The following is a 21,393-nucleotide window of genomic DNA, read 5'->3' as shown; positions in this document are numbered from 1 at the left end:
ACCTGTACCCCACCCTTATGTGGTTCATGTCATTCTGAAGATGGCAGAGCAGAATTATCAAGACCCAAGGTCGAGTGCGACGACATGCCAGACCTGTAGCTGGCCATGGGGGCAATGGCTATACGAGGGAACATAGATACCTCCTCGCAAAAATTTTTCCATTTCGTGATAGAGAAGGTGTGCATCGAACACCTACGCAGGCAGAAAAATTCCGGCGTTAACGGACAAATTCTCCACCTCTCGCTGAGTCAAAACAGCGCTCTGAGATAAGTCGCCCGACCTTATGGTCGCCCTCACCCTGGAAGCGGAGACGTCAGCATGACCATTCTTGTCACCGGCAGTGCCGGTCATCTCGGCGAAGCGCTGAAACGGTGCCTTGCCGCTCAAGGCCGGGCCGCCATCGGCATCGATATCAAGCCGTCGCCATTTACCGATCGTGTCGGCTCGATCGGCGACACTGCCTTCGTTGCCGATTGCATGGCAGGCGTCACCGCGGTCATCCATGCCGCGACATTGCACAAGCCACATGTCGCCACGCACGGATATCAGGATTTCGTCGAGACGAATGTTGCCGGCACGCTCGTTCTGCTCGAAGCAGCCAAAGCGGCCGGGGTCGGCGCCTTCGTCTTCACCAGCACGACCAGCACTTTTGGCGCCGCGCTGTCACCGGCTGCCGGCGAGCCGGCGGCATGGATTACCGAAGACGTCATGCCTGTGCCGAAAAACATCTACGGCGTCACCAAGATTGCGGCGGAAGGCCTTTGCGAACTTTTCGCACGAAAACACCGGTTGCCGGTCATCGTGCTGCGCACCTCGCGTTTCTTTCCCGAAGCCGATGACGATGCCGAGGCGCGCCAGCTCCATACACCGGAAAACGCCCAGGCCAACGAACTGCTGCATCGCCGCGCCGATATTGCCGATATCGTCGATGCGCATCTGCTGGCCATCGACAGGGCGGCGGCGATCGGCTTCGGGCGCTACATCATCTCCGCCCCTTCGCCCTTCTCCAGGGCCGACCTGATGCAGCTTCGCAGCGATGCCGCAGCCGTTGTCGAACGCCATTTTCCGGAAAGTGCTGCGCTGTTCGCCGCCAGGGGTTGGCGTCTGCCGCAGGCGCTGGATCGCGTCTATGTCAGCTGCCATGCCATCGAGGACCTCGGCTGGCGCCCGCGCCACGATTTTTCCCACGTGCTCGACTGCCTGAAGGCGGGCACGGATTTCCGCAGCCCGCTTGCCCGTGCCGTCGGCAGCAAGGGGTATCACGACACGGTGTTCAGCGAAGGCCCCTACCCCGTCGCCTGAAGGCCGCCGTCAATCCGGGCAGTTGCGCAACTGGCGTGAATAGCTGATGGCAATGCTGGTCGTCCGGCGGGCAGCCTTCTGCACCCCGGCATCCGAGCGCCACGACCCGCGGGAATAACCGGCATGGCCGGAATAATAAGCGAGATAGAGGTTGTAGGCATCGTTGCGGGCAATGCCGTTCTTTTCATGGGTCTGAGCATGGTACCAGCCGATGAAATGGATGGCGTCGGAAAATTTCGTCCGCCGTGCGGCCCAGCGGCCGGTTTCGCGCTGGTAGCGCTCCCAGGTGCCGTCGAGCGCCTGGCTGTAGCCATAAGCGGACGACTGGCGTTTCCACGGAATGAAGCCCAGAAGTTTGGTGCGCGGCGGCCGGGCATAGGGGCGGAAACCGGATTCGGTGTAGATCGTCGCCATCAGGATCGGAACCGGCACACCGAACTCCCGCTCGACGCTCTTGGCCGTGCGGCGCCAGTTGTTGAACCAGCCGTCCCGCTGCTCGAAAATGGCGCAGGCATTGCGGGTTTCCCGCGGCGCCGAGGCGCAACCGGCCAGCAACAGAAGTGCCACGACAAACACGATACGCATCGTTGAACCTCTCTTCATCGAGAGATTGATAAAGGGTAAATCTTAAAGTTCGGTTTTTATCGGCCTGCACCGTCCCGCAACGCCCCGAAAGCGGATGAAAACGCAAGAGATGCGATAAAAATGTGCAGGCTGACTTATTTTCTTGCAGATGCCGGGCGGCTTTTTTATTAAACCATTCAGCTGAGCGCCTTGAGAGACAGGAACTGTCCACGGGCGGCTCATCGGTCCTGAGCCCGGCGTCCGCAGGGCCTGTCTGTTCGGCAGGTCCATCTTGGCTGGCGGCTGTCGGGCGATCGTTCGAATCCGCAGAGCGGGTTTATCCTAGGAGAAGAAAATGAAGTTCAAGTATCTGACCAGCGTCGCCTTCGCCGCCTCGCTGATGTTTGCACAGGCAGCCAAGGCGGACATCACCATCGGCCTCGTCGCCCCCGTCACCGGTCCGGTCGCCGCTTACGGCGCGCAGGTGAAGAACGGCGCGGAAGCGGCCGTTGCCGAGATCAACAAGAACGGCGGCATTCTGGGCGAGCAGGTCGTGCTGAAGATCGCCGACGATGCCGGCGAACCGAAGCAGGGCGTTTCGGCGGCCAACCAGTTGGTCGGCGAAGGCATCCGCTTCGTTGTCGGCCCGGTTACCTCGGGCGTTGCCATTCCGGCCTCCGACGTCTTCGCCGAAAACGGCGTCCTGATGGTCACCCCGACCGCCACGGCTCCTGATCTCACCAACCGTGGCCTCACCAACGTACTGCGCACCTGCGGCCGTGACGACCAGCAGGCAGCCGTTGCCGCCGACTACGTCCTGAAGAACCTCAAGGACAAGAAGATCGCCGTGCTGCACGACAAGGGCACCTACGGCAAGGGCCTGGCCGATGCCTTCAAGGCTGGCCTCAATGCCGGTGGCGTCAACGAAGTGATCTACGAAGCCCTGAACCCGGGTGAAAAGGATTACAGCGCCATCGTCACCCGCCTCAAGGATCTCGGCGCCGAGGTCATCTATTTCGGCGGTTATCATCCGGAAGGCGGCCTGCTGGCACGTCAGCTGCAGGACGTTTCCGTCAAGGCGCTGATCATCGGCGGCGAAGGCCTGTCCAACACCGAGTTCTGGACGATCGGTACGGAAGCAGCTGCCGGCACGGTCTTCACCAACGCCGCAGACGCGCTGAAGAACCCGGCCTCGGCCAATGCCGTCAAGGTTCTCGAAGCCGCCGGCATTCCGCCGGAAGCCTTCACCCTGAACGCCTATGCCGCTGTCGAAGTCATCAAGGCCGGTATCGAGAAGGCCGGCAGCGCCGAAGACGCAGCTGCCGTTACCACGGCGCTGAAGAGCGGCGAGCCGGTCACCACCGCCATCGGCAACCTGACCTACGGCGAAAACGGCGACCTGACCTCGCCGAGCTTCTCGCTGTTCAAGTGGGAAGGCGGCAAGATCGTCGCTGCCGAATAATCGACAGCGACCGCACATTCGAAACATCGACGCCGGGGGAAACCCCGGCGTTTTTCATGGATCAGGCAGCTTGCGGCTCTTCCACTCGTTGCGCGGAATGGCGCCCTTGAGGTCGAAACGGAACGCGGTGATTTCCGTCACCTCGGCATTGGTCTCGCAACTGAAATCGATGGCGTACCAGTTGCCGCCGCTGAAGAACGCCCCGCCCGATGCCGAAAGCTTCGGCCCGGCAATCAGGCCGCCGTGATCCGAAAACGGCACCATCCCCTCGGGAACGGAATCCGGCGAATTGTGCCTCACCTGCTCCAACGCCTCGATTGTGCAGATCTGCACAATCCGGCGATTGGGCGGCAGTTTGCCGAGGGCTTTCTTGACACGCGGATCGGACAGCGAGTTCTTCGAAAACAATGTTTTTGCCCGCGTGAACGTCGCATCGTCAGGCATCACCTCGGCCACATCAGGCTGATCGCCGGAAGTTGCCGACGCCTTTTCTGGTTCGGCCTTCTTCTCGACCTCGGCGGTTGGCGTCTCAGCCGTCGCCGTTGTTGCGGCCGCCGCCTCCCCTTCGGTCTTTGCGGCCGGATCGGTTTGCGTCAGCTCCTTTGCAAGCTCCGCTTTCGCCTCGGCAGCCTTTTCCTCGGCGGCCTGCTGCGCCGCCAGGATCGCCGCAGCTTCAGCTTTCTTCTGCTCTGCTGCCTTTTTCTCCGCCGCCAGCTTCTGCTCCGCCGCCTTTGCCTCTTCGGCTGCACGCTGTTGTTCGGCGGCTTTTTCCTGATCGGCAGCTTGGCGCATGGCTTCCCGAAGCGCGTTCTTGTCCACCTCGGTCATCTGCCGCTGGGAAACCTCGGCGGGTTTCGCTTCAGCCCTTGTCGGCTTGTCATCGGTCTTGCTGTCGGCCGTCTCCTCGGGCTTTGACGTATCCTTCGCCTCTTCGGATGCCTGCGGCACGGATTCGAAGGCCTGCTGCTCTTCGGTCGGCGGTGCGGCACCCGATGCCGCATCCTTGGCATCCTCGACCGGCTGCTTCTCGGCCGGTGTCATGCGCGCCTGTTTTTCCGGAGGTTGGGCCGCCTCGTCCTTCTTCTCGGTCGGCTTCGCCTCATCTTTCGCCTTTTCTGGCGGCGGCTCGACGATATCGACGGAGACGCTGTCCTCCTTTTGCGGTTCGGGCAGCGTTACGGGAAAACCGAAGATCAGAAGAGCGGCCAGAACGGTATGAACGACGAATGAGGCAACCACGCCCCACCCCCACCATCTCGTCTGTTTCTCGTCGTCATTCTGCATCGATGCCCATGTAGGATCAAACGAAGGCGCGAGCGAGTCACGATCTCTTGCGCATGCGAAAAAAACCGCGGTGTGTCCGAAATGAAAAAACCCGGCCTGCTCTCGCGGACCGGGTTTAAATATCGAGATTTTCGCCAGCTTAGCTGTCGAGGAAGCTGCGCAGCTTGCGCGACCGGCTCGGATGCTTGAGCTTGCGCAGCGCCTTCGCTTCGATCTGGCGGATACGTTCGCGCGTCACCGAGAACTGCTGGCCGACTTCTTCCAGCGTGTGGTCGGTGTTCATGCCGATGCCGAAGCGCATGCGCAGCACGCGCTCTTCGCGCGGCGTCAGCGAGGCGAGTACGCGGGTCGTCGTCTCGCGCAGGTTCGCCTGGATGGCGGCATCGATCGGCAGCAGCGCGTTCTTGTCCTCGATGAAATCGCCGAGGTGGCTGTCTTCTTCGTCACCCACCGGGGTTTCGAGCGAGATCGGCTCCTTGGCGATCTTCAGCACCTTGCGCACCTTTTCGAGCGGCATGGCGAGCTTTTCGGCCAGTTCTTCCGGCGTCGGTTCGCGGCCGATCTCGTGCAGCATCTGGCGCGAAGTCCGGACGATCTTGTTGATCGTCTCGATCATGTGCACCGGAATACGGATCGTGCGGGCCTGGTCGGCGATCGAACGGGTGATCGCCTGTCGGATCCACCAGGTGGCGTAGGTCGAGAACTTGTAACCACGACGGTATTCGAACTTGTCGACCGCTTTCATCAGGCCGATGTTGCCTTCCTGGATGAGGTCGAGGAACTGCAGGCCGCGGTTCGTGTACTTCTTGGCGATGGAGATGACGAGGCGCAAGTTCGCTTCGACCATTTCCTTCTTGGCGATGCGCGCCTCGCGCTCGCCCTTCTGCACCATGTGCACGATGCGGCGGAATTCCGAGATCGAGATACCGGTTTCCGTCGCGAGATTCTGGATCTCCTGGCGGATGTCGCGGATCGTCGTGTTTTCGGACTTGGCGAATTCCTTCCAGCCGCGGGCGGCGAGGTTGGCAATCGACTTCATCCAGTTCGGATCGAGTTCAGCACCGCTGTACTGTTCGAGGAAGCTGTCGCGCTTGACGCCGTAGGATTCGGCAAGGCGCAGCAGCCGGCCTTCGTTCTGCACCAGACGCTTGTTGATGTCGTAGAGCTGCTCGACGAGGCTGTCGATACGGTTCTGGTTCAGCGACAGCGACTTGACGGCGGTGATCAGCTGGTCCTTGAGCTCCTTGTAGCGGCGCTCCTGGCCGGAAGACAGCGTGCCAACGGCGGCCAGACGGGCTTCCACCTGCTGGTCCTGCAGCTTGCGCAGCTTCTTGTAGGTATCGGCGATGATGTCGAGCGTCTCCATCACCTGCGGGCGCAGTTCGGCTTCCATCGCGGCGAGCGAGAGGGAGGATTCGTCCTCGTCCTCTTCTTCTTCCTCGATGGGTAGGCCTTCGCCGCCGACATTGGTGATGTCGTCTTCGCCGCTACCGCCCAGACGTGGCTTGCGGGTACGTTCCTTTTCCTCGGCCGCCTTGCGGTCGGCTTCGATCTTTTCCGGGCTCTGGAACTGCGGCGCAGCCTTGGCTTCCGGGCCGGAATAGGTCGTTTCGAGGTCGATGATCTCGCGCAGCAGCGTCGTGCCTTCGTTGAGTTCGTCGCGCCAGATGATCAGCGCCTGGAACGTCAACGGGCTCTCGCAGAGACCGGCGATCATGGTTTCGCGGCCAGCCTCGATACGCTTGGCGATGGCGATTTCGCCTTCGCGCGACAGAAGCTCGACGGAACCCATTTCGCGCAGGTACATGCGCACGGGGTCGTCGGTTCGGTCGGTCGGCTCTTTCTTCTTGCTGGCGGCAAGCGCCGTGCCGGAAGTCGGTGCCAGCTCGCCACCTTCGCTCTCGGAATCGGAGTCTCCGTCTTCCTCTTCGGCGGCGGCGTCCTCGACCTCTTCGTCTTCGACGACGTTGATACCCATCTCGTTGAGCATCGCCATGATGTCTTCGATCCGGTCGGGGTCGACCTGATCGGAAGGCAGCACTTCGTTCAGCTCATCCGTCGTTACATAGCCGCGCTTCTTGGCGGCCTTGATCATTTTCTTGACCGCATCGTCGGAAAGATCCAGAAGGGGGCCGTCCGGAGCACCGTCCCGTTCGACCTCAGCCTCTTCGTTTTCTTTGACCTTGGTTGCCATCTATTTCGTCGCTTTCCTTGGCGCTTCCATCATCCGCGGTAAATGCCCGTCCTGCGCAGGCGCCTCTTCGCGTTCACCGCGAATCGGTCTCCTTACCTAATGGTATGACCTTTAATTCCTGATTAACCACGCCTGCCGATGCCACAATCCGCCGCAACTGAGCGCCCGCATTTCCGGTCATGGTTTTCGACCCGTTTCGATCCACTCAACCGTCACTGCCCAAAATGGTGATTCCCACAATTTTCCTTCCCGTCAAGCTTTCCGTCTGGAAAAGCAGGGGAAAAGTCTGGAAAAGCCAGAAATACGGCAATTTCCGGGAGAAACTTCCTTCGATGCATAAAATAGGAATGAACCCGGCGAAGACAAGAGCACCCGCAAAAACCAACTCCAGAATTGGCCTTTGCGGAGAACGTGTCGCGCCGTGCTAAATATCCTTACCGTTAAAGCGGTTGATTTTCAGTCCGTCAAGATCGATCGCCGGCAGGCAGCGCACATTGATGGCCGCCATATGCTTGCCATCCGGCGTCGTCGCTTCGGCAAACGGGGCGACGCCGCAGGTGGGACAGAAATAGTGCTTGATGACATGCCTGTTGAATTCATAACGGGACAAATTCTCTTCCGGCGTCTTGAGAACGAGTTTTTCCCGCGGCACGAATGCCAAAAGCGTGCCGCGACGGCGGCATATGGAGCAGTTGCATTCGACCGCCTCGGAAAATTCGCCCTCGACTTCGAACGCGGTGTCACCGCAATGACAGCTTCCTTCATACATCATGATTGCCTTCACTCCCAATCCATGACCACCTTGCCGGAATTGCCCGAGCGCATCGCCTCGAAACCATCGCGGAAATCGTCGATGCGAATACGGTGGGTGATGACCGGCGCGAGGTCAAGCCCGCCCTGCACGAAGGCGATCATCTTGTACCAGGTCTCGAACATCTCGCGGCCGTAGATGCCCTTGAGGTTGAGCATCTTGAAGATCACCTTGTTCCAGTCGATCTCGAAGCCGGTCGGCGCGATGCCGAGGATGGCGATCTTGCCGCCGTTGTTCATCTTGTCGATCATGTCGCGGAAGGCAGGCGCGGCCCCTGACATCTCCAGCCCGACGTCAAACCCCTCCGTCATGCCGATCGCCTTCATCACGTCGGCAAGATTTTCCTTCGACGCATCCACCACATAATCGATGCCGACCTTGCGGGCGAGATCGAGCCTTGTGGGGTTGATGTCGGTGATGACCACCTTGCGGGCGCCGGAGCGCTTGGCGACCATGGCACCCATGATGCCGATCGGCCCGGCACCGGTCACCAGCACGTCCTCGCCGACGACATCGAAGGACAGCGCGGTGTGCACGGCATTGCCGAAGGGATCGAAGATCGCGGCAATTTCATCCGGCACGTCGTCGGGGATCGGCACGACATTATATTCGGGAATGCAGACGAACTCGCCGAACGAACCCGGTCGGTGAACACCGACACCCAGCGTGTTGCGGCACAGGTGCCCGCGCCCGGCCCGGCAGTTGCGGCACTTGCCGCAGACGATATGCCCCTCGCCCGAGACACGCTCGCCGACATGGACCTTGGTGACCGCCGAACCGACCTCGGCAATCACACCGCAGAATTCGTGGCCGACGACCATCGGCACCGGAATGGTTTTTTGCGCCCACGCATCCCAGTTCCAGATGTGCACGTCGGTGCCGCAGATCGCCGATTTCCTGACCTTGATCAGCACATCGTTCGGTCCGACCTCCGGCACCGGCACATGCTCCATCCAGAGGCCGACTTCAGGTTTTGCTTTAACCAGAGCCTTCATCATGTTCGTCATCGGCAAACCTCCCAAAGTGATTCCGACGATTGGAAAATCTAGATCACGCCCAGGTCGCGCCCGACCGCCTCGAATGCCGCAATCGCCCGCCGCACCTCGGCCTCGCTATGGGCCGCAGACATCTGGGTGCGGATGCGCGCCTGACCTTTCGGCACGACAGGAAAGAAGAAGCCGACAACATAAACGCCCTTTTCCAGCATCCGCGCCGCCATCTCCTGCGCCAGCTTGGCGTCACCCAGCATGACGGGGATGATCGGATGCCCCTCGCCCGCCAGCGTGAAGCCGAGCTTCGTCATCTCGGAGCGGAAGAGATCGGCATTGGCATAAAGCCGCCGGCGCAAGGCATCGCCGTTCTCGACAATCTCGAAAACCTTCAACGAAGCCGCAGTGATGACCGGTGCCAGCGTGTTGGAGAACAGGTAGGGACGCGAGCGCTGCCGCAGCCAGTCGACAACCTCCGCCTTTCCGGACGTGTAACCGCCGGAGGCCCCGCCGAGCGCCTTGCCAAGCGTGCCGGTGATGATGTCGATGCGGCCCTCGACGCCGCAATGTTCGGCCGAGCCGCGGCCATGCTTGCCGACGAAGCCGACGGCATGGCTGTCGTCAACCATGACCATGGCACCGTATTTTTCGGCAAGATCGCAGACGCCGCCGAGATTGGCGATGATGCCGTCCATGGAGAAGACGCCGTCCGTGGCGATCAGCTTGAAGCGGGCGCCCTCCGCCTTCTTCAGCTCCTCTTCCAGAGCTGCCATGTCGTTGTTGGCGTAGCGGAAGCGTTTTGCCTTGGAGAGCCGCACCCCGTCGATGATCGAGGCGTGGTTGAGCGCATCCGAAATGATCGCATCTTCTTCACCCAGCAGGGTTTCGAACAGGCCACCATTGGCATCAAAACAGGAGGAATAGAGGATCGTGTCCTCCAGGCCGAGAAATGACGAAATCTTCACTTCCAGCTGCTTGTGCTCCTCCTGCGTGCCGCAGATGAAGCGCACCGACGCCATGCCGTAGCCGTAACGATCGAGCGCCTGTTTGGCAGCGGCAGCGATCTCCGCGTTATCGGCGAGGCCGAGATAGTTATTGGCGCAGAAATTCAGCACCCGCTCGCCGGAGGAGATGGCGATCTCGCCGGCCTGTTTCGAGGTGATGACGCGCTCCGACTTGTAGAGGCCGGTGTCCTTGAGGATGGCCAGCTCGGAGCGCAAATGGTCGAGGAAGGTCGTGGTCATGGAGATGTCGCTTTCGGCACGCAATGAAACACGCCGAAAGTCTACACCATCACACCGCCGGATGTCTTCATGCCCCAGCGGCAGAGCATGCCGCATCCGGGCCGAAGCGGATCAGCCCCTGGCGAGGAACGGCGCCGAACGGCCGGGCATGGCCGGCACGTCGAAATGATCCGGCGCCTGTCCGGCACGCGCCCGATCCGCCATCATGCCATAAGCGCTTTCCAGGTGACGGCAGAACCGTTCGGAATCGAAAAGCGGTGCAACGAAGCGGTTGGCGATCAGCTTCTCCCGCAAACCGGCGACCCGCTCCCGGTTCCGCCAGAGATCGACCGCCAGGGCGACGTACTGATCATCGGAATCGGCGACAAGCTCCGGCAATCCGATCGCCCGCAGCAGGCTTTCGGAAACCCGCGAGGCAAAATTGCTGCCCTTCACCGTCAGGACGGGAAGCCCCGCCCACAGCTTGTCGGAGGTCGTGGTGTGGCCGTTGCAAGGGAAGGTATCCAAGCCCACGTCCGCAGCCTGGAGTCTTGCGATGTGTTCCTCGTAACGCGCAGCGGTTGCGGTGACGAGGCGATCCTGACTGATACCGGCAGCATCGAAATACCGGCGTATGTTCATTTCGGTCGCAGCGGAATGGCACATGAACCACAAGACGGAACCGGGCGTCTCGTTGAGAACGCGCGCCCACAGAGCCGCAGTCCTGCGGCTGATCTTTCCCGGAGAGTTGAACGACGCAAAGACGAATGCATCTTCCGGCAAGTCGAGATCGGCCCGTTTTGCCGCCGGCGGCAAAGCACGCGTCAGCGGATCGTTTGGCTGATAACTCTCGGGGAGCCGGCAAAACTTCTCGTGGTAAAACGGCTTGGAACTGTCCGGCAGCACCGTGGCATCGCCGATGACGTAATCGAGATCGACATGCGCCACGCTGCCGGGAAAACCGAGCCACGTCACCTGGACGGGTGCAAGCCCCTTGTTGAGAAGCGTGATGCGGGAATTCGCGGTATGGCCTTTCAGATCGACCATGATATCGATGCCGCGGTTGCGAACAGCCTTGACGCATTCGGTGTCGTTCAACCGGTTCAAGTCGACGATTTCCCCCCAGGTCGCCCGGGCAGCCTGGATCTCCGGGGTCGAGATCAAACGCGGAGGCGTGTGACAAAACAGGGTGATCTCGAAGTTTTCCTTGTCGTGCTGACGCAGGACATCCGAAAAAAGCCTCATGGTCGCGTGTGTCGGGAACAAATCCCCCGACAGATAGCCGATGCGGATTTTCTTTTTCCACTTGTGAGGCCGTGACCGTCTTGCGGCGGTCGATTTGTTCGCCCCCAAAACGATGGTGTCCGAATTGCGCGCAAGAAGGTTGGATGCCTCGTCGCCGCACCAGCGAAGATTGTCGTGCGGCGTCTCATGAGCCAGCAAGTCGGCAGACATCCACTCCTTGAGGGGCAGGCGCTGCTCTTCCTCTTCAAAGACCTCGTAGTCGCAGAATTCGCTCGCAAGCGTCAGAACCGAGTTCCTGATGGCCGGATCATGCAGCCGATGCCTTCGCACCTTGCGCAACAGCGCAAGCGACCGCGGATCGTGGCGATCGACGTCGATCAGGTCCAAAGCCAGGTCGAGGTGCTTGATATCGTCGCTTTCCGCAAGCTTGTATTTCAGCTGGTCGACAAGCGCGTCTCTGGACGGACGAAGGAGCGTGACGATGATGAAGACCAGATCGTAAGCATCGCCCTTCAGCCGAAGACCCTTCATCGCATTCAGCAATGCCTTGTCGGAATCCTTGGCCTCAAAATAGGCAAGTGCGGCGTCCCGGTGATTTCGAAACGCCATGGCCTCGTCCAGACCGGCAGCGATTTCAAAGAATTCGGCAGCATCCCGCTTCAGACCGATCTGCAGCAATGTCCGTCCGAGCAAAGCCGCCGCAGGCTCATCGACATTTTCGCCAGCCAGGAGCCGTTGAAGATGGTTCAACGAACCATTGTAGTCGCCACCTTCAAACGCAAGGCGCGCAGCCTCGAAATGTGCAGATCGAGAAGTCATGGGACACCTTATGAGCAGCCATACATTAGATGGCCCATTTACGCGCTGAAATTGGTGTGAGCCTGACCTTTGCCGTCACCGCACGAAAGTCGTTTGAACCGACAGGAACGGCTTCCGATCAGCCGCGATGCTGCCGCAGAACGGAAAGGAAGGCATCGCCGAAGCGCTGCAATTTCGTCTGCCCGACGCCCTGGATGGCCAACATCTGCTGATGCGTTTCCGGCCGTTCGGTGGCAAAGGCGATCAGCGTCGTATCCGGGAAGACGACATAGGGCGGCACGCCGAGCTCGCGGGCGATCGAGGCGCGCTCGCTGCGCAGCGCCTCGAAAACGATTCCATCGGCACCGGAGAGCACCGAGCGGCGTTCCGAGCGCTCCACCTTCTTGCCACGCCGCTCCGAGGCCGGCCGGTCCTTGCGGAACAGCACCTGCCGCTCATGCTTGAACACCGCCCGCGCCTCCGGCTCCAGCTTCAGCGCACCGAAAGCGGAATGGTCAGTGCGAATCAGGCCCATAGCCAGAAGTTGCCGGAACACCGATTGCCAGGTGCGCGCCGGCAGGTCCTTGCCCGCCCCGAACACCGGCATCTCGACATGGCCGAATCGCTCGGTCTTCTCGTTGACGCTGCCCATCAGCACATCGATGACATGTGCCGCACCAAACCGTTCGCCGGTGCGGTAGATGGCGGCCAGCGCCTTGATCGCCTCTTCCGTGCCGTCCCAGGTCTCGACCGGCTTGAGGCAGGTGTCGCAATTGCCGCAACGGCCGGCATGCGCCTCGCCGAAATGCGCCAGGATCGCCTGTCGCCGGCAGGAAGCGGTCTCGCAGATCGCCAAGAGCGCGTTGAGCTTGCCGCGCTCGATGCGCTTGATGTCGTCGGCCGCCCCACCCTCGTCGATCATCCGCCGCCGCTGGATGACGTCGGCCATGCCGTAGGCCATCCAGACCTCGGACGGCAGACCGTCGCGTCCGGCGCGTCCCGTCTCCTGGTAATAGGCCTCGACCGATCCCGGCAGGTCGAGATGGGCGACATAACGCACGTTCGGTTTGTCGATGCCCATGCCGAAAGCGACCGTCGCCACCAGGCACAGTTCTTCCTCCTTGAGAAAGGCATCCTGGTTGGCGTCACGGACCGCACGGTCCATGCCGGCGTGATAGGCGAGCGCCCGTACGCCCTGCCCGTTCAGCCATTCGGCGGTCTCCTCGACCTTGGCGCGCGACAGGCAATAGACGATGCCGCTGTTGCCCTTGTGGCCCGAAAGGAACCGCAACAATTGCTGCCGTGGCTGGTCGCGTTCGACGATCTCGTAAGAAATATTCGGCCGGTCGAAGCTGGTGGTGAAGACCTCCGCCCCATCGAGCCCCAGCCGCTCGATGATGTCGTCGCGGGTATGCGGATCGGCGGTCGCCGTCAGCGCGATGCGCGGCACGCCGGGAAATTCTTCCGCCAGCCGGCCGAGATCACGATATTCCGGGCGGAAATCATGGCCCCACTGCGATACGCAGTGCGCTTCGTCGATAGCGAAAAGCGCGATGTCCGCCTTGCCGATCAGTTCGCGGAAACCATCGGTGACGATCCGCTCCGGCGTCACGTAAAGCAGGTCGAGGGTGCCCGAAGAGATGGCGTCGCGAACGGCGAAAAACTCGTCACGCGACAACGAGGAGTTCAGTGCGGCGGCCCGAACACCCAGCTGTTTCAAGGCCTCCACCTGGTCGCGCATCAAGGCAATCAACGGCGAGACGACGATGCCGACACCTTTGCGGCACAGCGCCGGCACCTGGAAACACAGGGATTTGCCGGCCCCTGTCGGAAACAGCGCCACGGCATCGCCGCCGGCGACGACATGCTCGACCACCTGCTGCTGCTTGCCGCGAAAGGCGGAATAGCCGTAGACCTGCTTCAGCACGTCGAGCGGCTTGTTCGACGCATCGAACAGCGCGTCCGAAAACCGTGGTTCGGTCTTGCTGGCCAGCCTCGTCATTGCGCCCCTTCCGTCATTGCGTAAACCGCGTCATCGTTACCTTGTGGACAACGAAAATCAAGTCCAAAACGTGAACAAATATCAACCTGCACTTGAACCAGCGCTGCCCTTGACCCGGCCGGAGAGCACACCAAAACCATCGATGATGGCATCCTGGTTTTCCATGCGCAGGATCTCCTGCTGGATTTCCTGCAATGCCCGCATCAGCGCATCGATGCCCTCGGCATCCTCGGCTTCGGCCGCAGCGGCGATCTCGCGTTCCAGCTCGATCTTCTGCCAGCGCAGCGCCTTGGCGCGCTTGTGCAACGCCAGCGCCTGGCGGAACATGTCGCCGGCATCCTCGTGCGCCGCCTGTTCCGTGGCCGTCCAGAGCCGGGCGTTGCGGATCTGCTGGTCGAGCAATTTCAGGAGGTTGGCAAAACCCTGCTCCTCCAGCTTTTCGATCAGCAGCTCGCGGGAAAGCCGGGTCCCGGCCGCAGCCGTTGCACCCAGAACCGCCGACCACAGGCTCTGCAGATCGCGGTTATCGTAGTCGATGACGGCGATCTCGTCGTATTCCTGCTGCAGCAGTTCCGGATGATTGACGATGGTCAGCGCCAGCGCGCTTTCACGCAAGGTCGGCTGGTCGTGGTGACCTTTCACCAGACCGGACCGGATCAGCCGGTCGGAAATCGAACCGGCACCGGCGGCACGCGGCCCCTGCGGCGCAAACCGGTCATTGCCACCGCCACGACGGTCGCGGCCGAAATCGCGCCGACCGCCACCCTGCTTGGCCTGCGGCTGGAAGAAGCCGTTCAGCCGCTCGCGGATATCCTGGCCGTAGTGACGGCGCACGCTCTCATCGGCGATGACGGCAACGATCTGCCGTAGACGGGCTTCCAGTTCAGCGCGTTTTTCCGGCGTGTCGAAACCGCCGCCACCGGCCTCGCGGCTCCAGAGCATCTCCGCGAGCGGCTTGGCCTGCGCCATGACCCGGTCAAACGGCGCCCTGCCCTCATGCTTGACGAGGTCGTCGGGGTCCTTGCCATCGGGAAGCAGAGCGAAACGCACCGAGCGGCCGGGCTTGAGCTGCGGCAGCGCCAGATCGACGGCGCGGTTGGCGGCGCGGATGCCGGCGCCGTCGCCGTCGAAGCAGAGCACTGGCTCCGGCGTCATTTTCCAGAGCAGGTCGAGCTGATTTTCGGTGAGCGCCGTGCCAAGCGGTGCCACGGCATTTTCGACGCCCGCTTGGTGCAGCGCGATCACGTCCATATAACCTTCGACGGCGATGATCGTCTCGGCGCCGTCAGCCCCTTGCGCCGCACGACGGGCGCGGGTGAAATTGTAGAGCACGCTGCCCTTGTGGAAGAGTTCGGTCTCGTTGGAATTCAGGTATTTCGCCGGCGCATCCGGTGACATGGCGCGGCCACCGAAGGCGATCACCTTTTCGCGCGACGAGAGAATCGGGAACATGATGCGGTCGCGGAACCGGTCGTAGGAGACCGGAACGTTTTCGTGGACGACGAGGCCGCATGCCTCCATTTGCTCCTTGAGCACACCCTTGGCCGCCAGGTGCTCCTTGAGCGCATTGCGGCTGTCCGGCGCAAATCCCAGCCGGAAGGTCTCGATGGTGCGCCCCGTCAGGCCGCGGTCGCGCAGATAGGCCCTCGCCCGCGCGCCGTTGGCGGTCTGCAGCTGGTCCTGGAAGAACTGCGTCGCCATCTCCATGACGTCGAGCAGCGTGGCGCGTTCCTTCTCGCGTTTTTCCGCCTGCACATCGGGCTGCGGCATCGGAATGCCGGCCATGTCGGCGATCTGCTGTACGGCTTCCGGAAAATTCAGGCCTTCGAGATCGGTGAGGAAACGGAAATGGTCGCCGGAAACGCCGCAACCGAAACAATGGTAGCGCCCTTTGCGGTCCTCGCAGTGGAAACTCGGCGATTTTTCGCCATGGAACGGGCAGCAGGCCCAATAGTCGCCCCGCGAGACGTTGGTCTTCTTGCGATCCCATGTCACGCGCCGGCCGATAACGGCTGAAATCGGCACGCGGTCGCGGATCTCGTCGAGAAAGGAGGGTGAAAAGCGCATTGTCCCGTTATAGGGCCTTCCGCCCGACGCTGCCATAGGCTGGGCGGACGAACGCCCGTAATTCACAGCACCCGTGCCGTCGCGGTGAAAAGCTTGCGTCAAAATCGCGCATGCCGAAGAGCCGTTTGCAGGGGAAAATTACAGATTTGTAATTTGTCACGTCAGGCCTGCAGCACTAAGGTTCCCATATCGATCGAGAGCAAACGGCCACGTATTGACCCCGCCTTTGCGTAGTCGCCCCTGATCTCGATACAGTTCCGGATGAGGACCCCCCACCCCCGCAATCCTCTCCGGCGCCTTTGCAGCTCTTGGTACAGCCTCCGCTGAACGTAACACAAAGAGCCGGGCAAAGCGCAGAAAGGCAGGAGCTCCAGCTCCTGCCTTTTCTGTTTTCAGCGTGGTCTGTTTTCAGCCGGGGTGCCGCTTACTTCAACAGGTCCTTGACGATGCCCGAAGCCTTGGCAAAATCCATCTGGCCGGCATAACGCTCCTTGAGGGCGGAGATCGTCTTGCCCATGTCGCGCAGGCCCTGCGCGCCCGTGTCGGAAATTGCCTGCGAGCAGGCATGCCGAACTTCGTCGTCGGAAAGCTGGGTCGGCATGAAGGCCTTGATCACCTCGATTTCGGCACGCTCCTGGGCAGCCAGTTCGGCGCGGGCGTTGTCGTCGTAGATCTTGGCCGATTCCTCGCGCTGCTTGATCATCTTGGCGAGGATCTGCATGATCTCGTCATCGGACACGGCGTCCTTGCCGGCGGTCCGGTGGGCGATATCGCGGTCCTTGATGGCAGCCTGGATCAGCCGCACGGTCGAGAGCCGGATGGTGTCCTTCGCCTTCAGGGCGTCTTTCAAAGCGTTGGCGAGTTGGTCGCGCATGTTCTTGTCTCCTGCGGAAAGCGTTGCCGGGCGATGATCGACGGCTTTTTGACGCATTTCGGAAAGGTGTCATAACCAAAGGCGGGACGGGCTTCAACGCCGATGCGGCGTCAACCGCCGCCCGGCCTTTAAATCCGCATAATTCACAGCCAAGCGATTGACCCATGGGTTCGCTTTGGCTATTGGTCGGCACCTGCACGAAAATCGACATCAGGGCCGTCAAACGCGATCTTTTCGCGCGCCCTTGTCTGCGACATATGTGGCCCGAAGGCGCCGGTCTTTCAAGATCCGACCTTCGCGTGGCCGGAAAGGACGAAGATGACCGCTACCGCTCCCTGGACAACAAGCAAGCCGACCGCCATGCTGGTGCTCGCCGACGGAACCGTAATCGAAGGGACCGGCATCGGCGCCACCGGCAAGGTCCAGGCGGAAGTCTGCTTCAACACGGCCCTGACCGGCTATGAAGAAATCCTCACCGATCCCTCCTATCTCGGTCAGATCGTCACCTTCACCTTCCCGCATATCGGCAATGTCGGCGCCAATGACGAAGACATCGAAGACCTGACGCCCGCCGCCCGCCACGGCGCCGTCGGCGTCATCTTCAAGGCCGATATCACCGATCCCTCGAACTACCGCGCTGCAAAGCACCTCGATGCCTGGCTCAAGGCCCGCGGCATCATCGGCCTCTGCGGCATCGACACCCGGGCGCTGACCGTCTGGATCCGCGAAAACGGCATGCCCAACGCCGTCATCGCCCACGATTCCTCGGGCGTCTTCGACATCGAGGCGCTGAAGGCGGAAGCCAAGGCCTGGAGCGGGCTGGAAGGCCTCGACCTCGCCAAGGTGGCGAGCTCGGGCCAGTCGTCGCAGTGGACGGAAAAGCCGTGGGTGTGGAACGAAGGCCATGGCACGCTCGACGCGGCGGACGCCAAGTACCACATCGTCGCCGTCGATTTCGGTGTGAAGCGCAACATTCTGCGGCTGTTCACCGGCCTCGACTGCAAGGTCACCATCGTTCCGGCAACCACCGGCACCGACGAAATCCTGGCGTTGAAGCCGGATGGCGTCTTCCTGTCGAACGGCCCGGGCGATCCGGCCGCGACCGGCGAATATGCCGTGCCGGTCATCCAGGACCTGATCAAGACCGAGATCCCGCTGTTCGGCATCTGCCTCGGCCACCAGATGCTCGGCCTCGCCGTCGGCGCAAAAACCTCGAAGATGCACCAGGGCCACCATGGCGCCAACCATCCGGTCAAGGATCACACCACGGGCAAGGTCGAGATCGTCTCGATGAACCACGGCTTTGCCGTTGATTCCGACTCGCTGCCGGATGGTGTCGAGGAAACCCATATCTCGCTGTTCGACGGCTCGAACTGCGGCCTGCGCCTGGTCGGCAAGCCGGTCTTCTCGGTGCAGCATCACCCGGAAGCCTCGCCCGGCCCGCAGGACAGCCACTATCTCTTCCGCCGCTTCGTCAACCTGGTGCGCGAGAAGAAGGGGGAGCCGGCACTCGCCGAGCGCTGATCGCCTTTAGTACCGATGATTTTAGGATGGCCCGCTTTTCAGCGGGCCATTTGCTTTTGGCGTTGCACCAGCAGATAGAACCGGCCGCACAAAAGCACCGAGGCGGCGCAGAGGCCGATCAGGAAACCGATCCAGATGCCGATGCCGCCCATGCCGAACGGAAAGGCCAGGGCCCAGGCAAGCAGGAAGCCGATCGGCCAATAGGAGATCAGCGCCAGGATCATCGGCACGCGGGCATCCTTGAGACCGCGCAACAGGCCGCTGGCAATCGCCTGCAGCCCGTCCATCAGCTGGAAGATGCCGGCGACGACGATGAACGGGCCGGCAAAACCCAAGACGGCGGCAGCATCGGCCGAATCGACGTCGATGAACCAGCTGCCGAAATAGGTCGGCCAGAAAAACAGCAGCAGGCCGCAAACGACGGCAACCAGCGTTGCAATCGCCATCACCGCAATCGAAGCCCGGATCAGCCCATCAAGATCGCCGCGTCCGTGGGCGATACCAACCCGTACCGTCGCCGCCTGCGACAGGCCGAGCGGCACCATGAAACTGATCGAGGCCAGCTGCAGGGCAATGCCGTGCGCGGCGAGTTCCAGTGTGCCGATCTGCCCCATGAGCAGCGAGGCGACGGTGAACAGGCTGACTTCGGCCAGAACGGTAATACCGATCGGCAGGCCGAGATGCACCACCTCGAAAAACGCCTTCCAGTCCGGCCGCCAGAAACGCACGAAGAGTTCGTATTTGCGCGTCTGCTCGATGCTCTCGATATAGGCTATGAGAAACAGCAGGCCGGCAAACTGCACGGCGACAGAGACGATAGCCGCGCCGGTCATGCCCAGCGCCGGCAGGCCGAAATGGCCGAGCACCAGCGCATAGGCAAAGATGGCATTGAGCACCAGCATGCCAATAGTGACGGAAAGGATGACGCTCGCCTTGCCGATGGCGCTGACCAGCGCCCGGAAGACATTGTAGAGCAGCGCAGGCAGGATACCGAACTCGGCGATCAGCACATAGTTGCCGGCCATGGCCGCGACATCCGGCTTCTGCCCGAAAGCAAGCAGGATCGCCTCGGCATTCCAGAAAAGCGGCTGCACCAGCACCCAATAGAGGATCGCCACCCACAGGCCCATGCGCAACGAGCGGCGCACCGAGGTCGCATCGCCGCGGCCATAGGCCTGCGCCACCATCGGCATGACAGCGATGGAAAAACCCGAGCCGAAGATCAGCACCGTGAACAGGAACTGGCCGGCCAGCACCATGGCCGCCAGCGTCTGCGCGCCGAGCTGTCCGAGGATCACCACGTCGGTGGTGTGGATACCGAGCTGGGCCAGCTGGGCACCGATCAGCGGCACGCCGAGCGTCAGCGTGGCGCGGATATGGCCGCGCCAGCTGTTATCGCCGCTGTCGGCAACGGTTGCCGGAATTTCAATCGTCGTCGACATCAGATGTATACCATTCTTGTTCTTGAGTGTCGGCAAGCCGCAATGCGCCATGGTCGGCCTTAGATGACGCGGGCGCGATGCGCCAGTCACATTCGGAGAATTGCCTTTTATTTCATCAATTCATCACAAAATATGATGAATCAATGAGCAACGACCGGATTGCCTGCCGCGCCCACGCCACGCACGCGCCCCACGAACGCGATCAGGGCCACGAACAGGAAGAAGGCGGCGACTGCATAAGGCATGCCCGCAAAGACGACAGGGGAAGAAGGCGCGGTGAAGGAACCAAAAAGCTGGGTGAAGATCACCGGACCGATGACCGTGGTGATGCTGTTGACGCTGGTCATGGCGCCTTGCAGTTCGCCTTGTGCCGAAGCCGGCACCTTGGCCGACGCGATGCTGCGCAAGGCCGGGTCGGCCACGGCTTCCACAGTCGTCAGCACGATCACCACATAAACCATCCACCCCTGCCAGGCGAGCGCGTAACCCGCCAGCGCCAGACAGCTGAACGACAAGCCGATGACCGTCACCCGCCAGTCGCCAAAACGCGTCACCAGCCGCGGCAACGCGAAAATCATCACCAGCGCCCCGAAAACCCCGAAGACGCCGAGCGACAGGCCGATCTGCCCTTCGCTCCAGCCGTAACGATAGGCGGAAACGAACGGCCAGACGGAGGGGTAGACCGCATGTGCCAGCCAGTAGAGAAAGGCGACGAAACCGACCCAGCCGATGCCGGGATAATTGCGCATCTGCTGCAGCGCGCCGAGCGGATTGGCCCGCAGCAGCTCGAACGGCCGCCGGTTTGCAGGCGAAAGCGTTTCCGGCAGCAGGAAATAGGCGACGGCAAAATTGGCAAAGGCGATCAGGGCGGCACCATAAAACGGCACCCGTGGCCCGAGTTCGCCGAGGATGCCGCCCAGCACCGGGCCGAGCACGAAACCCGAACCGAAAGCAATGCCGATCAGCCCGAAATTCTTGGAGCGATTCTCGTCGGTGCTGACATCGGCAATGAAGGCGGAACAGGTGGCGAAACTGGCGCCGCTGATGCCGGCCAGCACCCGCCCGACGAAGAGCATCCAGTAGCTGACGGCCAGCGCGCAGATGAGATTGTCGATGGCGAAGGTCAGCACCGAAGCAAGCAGGATCGGCCGCCGGCCGAAGCGATCGCTGAGATTGCCGATCAGCGGCGCAAACAAGAATTGCATGCCGGCATAGACGAGCAGCAACCAGCCACCATCGACCGCCGCCTCGCTCACCGTGCCGCCGGTCAGTTCCTCCAGATAGGCGGGCAGCACGGGGATGATGATGGCGATGCCGATGACATCGAGAAAGAGGATGACGAAGACCAGGAACAGTCCGCGACGGGCCAAGGCTGGATCGATCATGGTTTCTCCTCCCAGTTCACCACACGCAAAAATCAGCAGGCGAAGCTGAATACAGCAGAAACCATACGGAAACAATACGTGAACATCTCAATGTTTTTGATCCATGAATGATGAAACTTTGATGGATTGCGGAACATTCGGAGATCAGCGGTATGTTGTGGTTGTCCGCCGCTGCTCCGTCCTCAGGAAATCGACGAAAGCGCGCAACAGCGGCGGCACATGGCGAT

The 21,393-nt window shown here is 61.5% G+C and carries 15 protein-coding genes; 3 read left to right on the top strand and 12 right to left on the bottom strand.

Annotated features, from left to right (window positions below):
- Positions 1 to 318 precede the first annotated feature (318 nt).
- Positions 319 to 1,302, top strand: a complete 984-nt coding sequence (locus ACSQ3I_RS19115; protein WP_436001574.1) for an NAD-dependent epimerase/dehydratase family protein — start codon at positions 319 to 321, stop codon at positions 1,300 to 1,302.
- Positions 1,303 to 1,311: 9 nt separating this feature from the next.
- On the opposite strand, the gene ACSQ3I_RS19110 is transcribed toward ACSQ3I_RS19115, so the two are convergent.
- Positions 1,312 to 1,887, bottom strand: coding sequence for a hypothetical protein (locus tag ACSQ3I_RS19110; RefSeq protein WP_436001573.1), 576 nt, complete (start codon positions 1,885 to 1,887; stop codon positions 1,312 to 1,314).
- Positions 1,888 to 2,221: 334 nt separating this feature from the next.
- On the opposite strand from ACSQ3I_RS19110, the gene ACSQ3I_RS19105 reads away from it, so the two are divergent.
- On the top strand, positions 2,222 to 3,328 hold the full coding sequence (locus ACSQ3I_RS19105) for a branched-chain amino acid ABC transporter substrate-binding protein (RefSeq protein ID WP_436001572.1): 1,107 nt from the start codon (positions 2,222 to 2,224) through the stop codon (positions 3,326 to 3,328).
- 54 nt (positions 3,329 to 3,382) lie between these two features.
- Here the strand turns inward: ACSQ3I_RS19105 and ACSQ3I_RS19100 are convergent, their stop codons facing one another.
- From ACSQ3I_RS19100 to ACSQ3I_RS19060, 9 genes are all read right to left on the bottom strand, one after another.
- Positions 3,383 to 4,567 carry a DUF930 domain-containing protein gene (locus ACSQ3I_RS19100; protein WP_436001571.1) on the bottom strand — a complete coding sequence of 395 codons (1,185 nt, stop codon included), beginning with the start codon at positions 4,565 to 4,567 and terminating at the stop codon, positions 3,383 to 3,385.
- A gap of 184 nt (positions 4,568 to 4,751) precedes the next feature.
- Positions 4,752 to 6,806 carry an RNA polymerase sigma factor RpoD gene (gene rpoD / locus ACSQ3I_RS19095; protein ID WP_436001570.1) on the bottom strand — a complete coding sequence of 685 codons (2,055 nt, stop codon included), beginning with the start codon at positions 6,804 to 6,806 and terminating at the stop codon, positions 4,752 to 4,754.
- A 424-nt stretch (positions 6,807 to 7,230) separates the two neighbouring features.
- The gene (locus ACSQ3I_RS19090; RefSeq protein WP_436001569.1) at positions 7,231 to 7,578 is read right to left on the bottom strand and encodes a GFA family protein; all 348 of its coding nucleotides are present in this window, start codon (positions 7,576 to 7,578) and stop codon (positions 7,231 to 7,233) included.
- 8 nt (positions 7,579 to 7,586) lie between these two features.
- On the bottom strand, positions 7,587 to 8,624 hold the full coding sequence (tdh, locus tag ACSQ3I_RS19085) for an L-threonine 3-dehydrogenase (RefSeq protein ID WP_436001568.1): 1,038 nt from the start codon (positions 8,622 to 8,624) through the stop codon (positions 7,587 to 7,589).
- Between the two features lie 38 nt (positions 8,625 to 8,662).
- Positions 8,663 to 9,850: a glycine C-acetyltransferase gene (locus ACSQ3I_RS19080; protein ID WP_436001567.1), complete on the bottom strand. Its 1,188-nt coding sequence runs from the start codon at positions 9,848 to 9,850 to the stop codon at positions 8,663 to 8,665.
- A gap of 111 nt (positions 9,851 to 9,961) precedes the next feature.
- A complete protein-coding gene (locus tag ACSQ3I_RS19075; RefSeq protein WP_436001566.1) occupies positions 9,962 to 11,893 on the bottom strand; it encodes an O-linked N-acetylglucosamine transferase family protein in 1,932 nt (643 codons plus the stop codon).
- 118 nt (positions 11,894 to 12,011) lie between these two features.
- Positions 12,012 to 13,874 carry a DNA helicase RecQ gene (recQ, locus tag ACSQ3I_RS19070; RefSeq protein WP_436001565.1) on the bottom strand — a complete coding sequence of 621 codons (1,863 nt, stop codon included), beginning with the start codon at positions 13,872 to 13,874 and terminating at the stop codon, positions 12,012 to 12,014.
- Positions 13,875 to 13,955: 81 nt separating this feature from the next.
- Complete coding sequence (gene dnaG, locus ACSQ3I_RS19065) at positions 13,956 to 15,941, bottom strand: DNA primase (protein ID WP_436001564.1); 1,986 nt, start codon at positions 15,939 to 15,941, stop codon at positions 13,956 to 13,958.
- 424 nt (positions 15,942 to 16,365) lie between these two features.
- A complete protein-coding gene (locus tag ACSQ3I_RS19060; RefSeq protein ID WP_436001563.1) occupies positions 16,366 to 16,815 on the bottom strand; it encodes a GatB/YqeY domain-containing protein in 450 nt (149 codons plus the stop codon).
- Positions 16,816 to 17,133: 318 nt separating this feature from the next.
- On the opposite strand from ACSQ3I_RS19060, the gene carA reads away from it, so the two are divergent.
- Positions 17,134 to 18,339: a glutamine-hydrolyzing carbamoyl-phosphate synthase small subunit gene (carA, locus tag ACSQ3I_RS19055; RefSeq protein ID WP_436001562.1), complete on the top strand. Its 1,206-nt coding sequence runs from the start codon at positions 17,134 to 17,136 to the stop codon at positions 18,337 to 18,339.
- A gap of 38 nt (positions 18,340 to 18,377) precedes the next feature.
- On the opposite strand, the gene ACSQ3I_RS19050 is transcribed toward carA, so the two are convergent.
- Positions 18,378 to 19,781: an MATE family efflux transporter gene (locus ACSQ3I_RS19050; RefSeq protein WP_436001561.1), complete on the bottom strand. Its 1,404-nt coding sequence runs from the start codon at positions 19,779 to 19,781 to the stop codon at positions 18,378 to 18,380.
- A 140-nt stretch (positions 19,782 to 19,921) separates the two neighbouring features.
- On the bottom strand, positions 19,922 to 21,166 hold the full coding sequence (locus ACSQ3I_RS19045; RefSeq protein WP_436001560.1) for a TCR/Tet family MFS transporter: 1,245 nt from the start codon (positions 21,164 to 21,166) through the stop codon (positions 19,922 to 19,924).
- Positions 21,167 to 21,393: the final 227 nt, after the last annotated feature.

This window comes from Rhizobium sp. LjRoot30, assembly GCF_964253915.1.
In the GTDB taxonomy this organism is placed as follows: Bacteria; Pseudomonadota; Alphaproteobacteria; order Rhizobiales; family Rhizobiaceae; genus Metarhizobium.
Note: the sequence above shows the minus strand (reverse complement) of the source record. Positions and strands in the feature narration are given on the sequence as shown.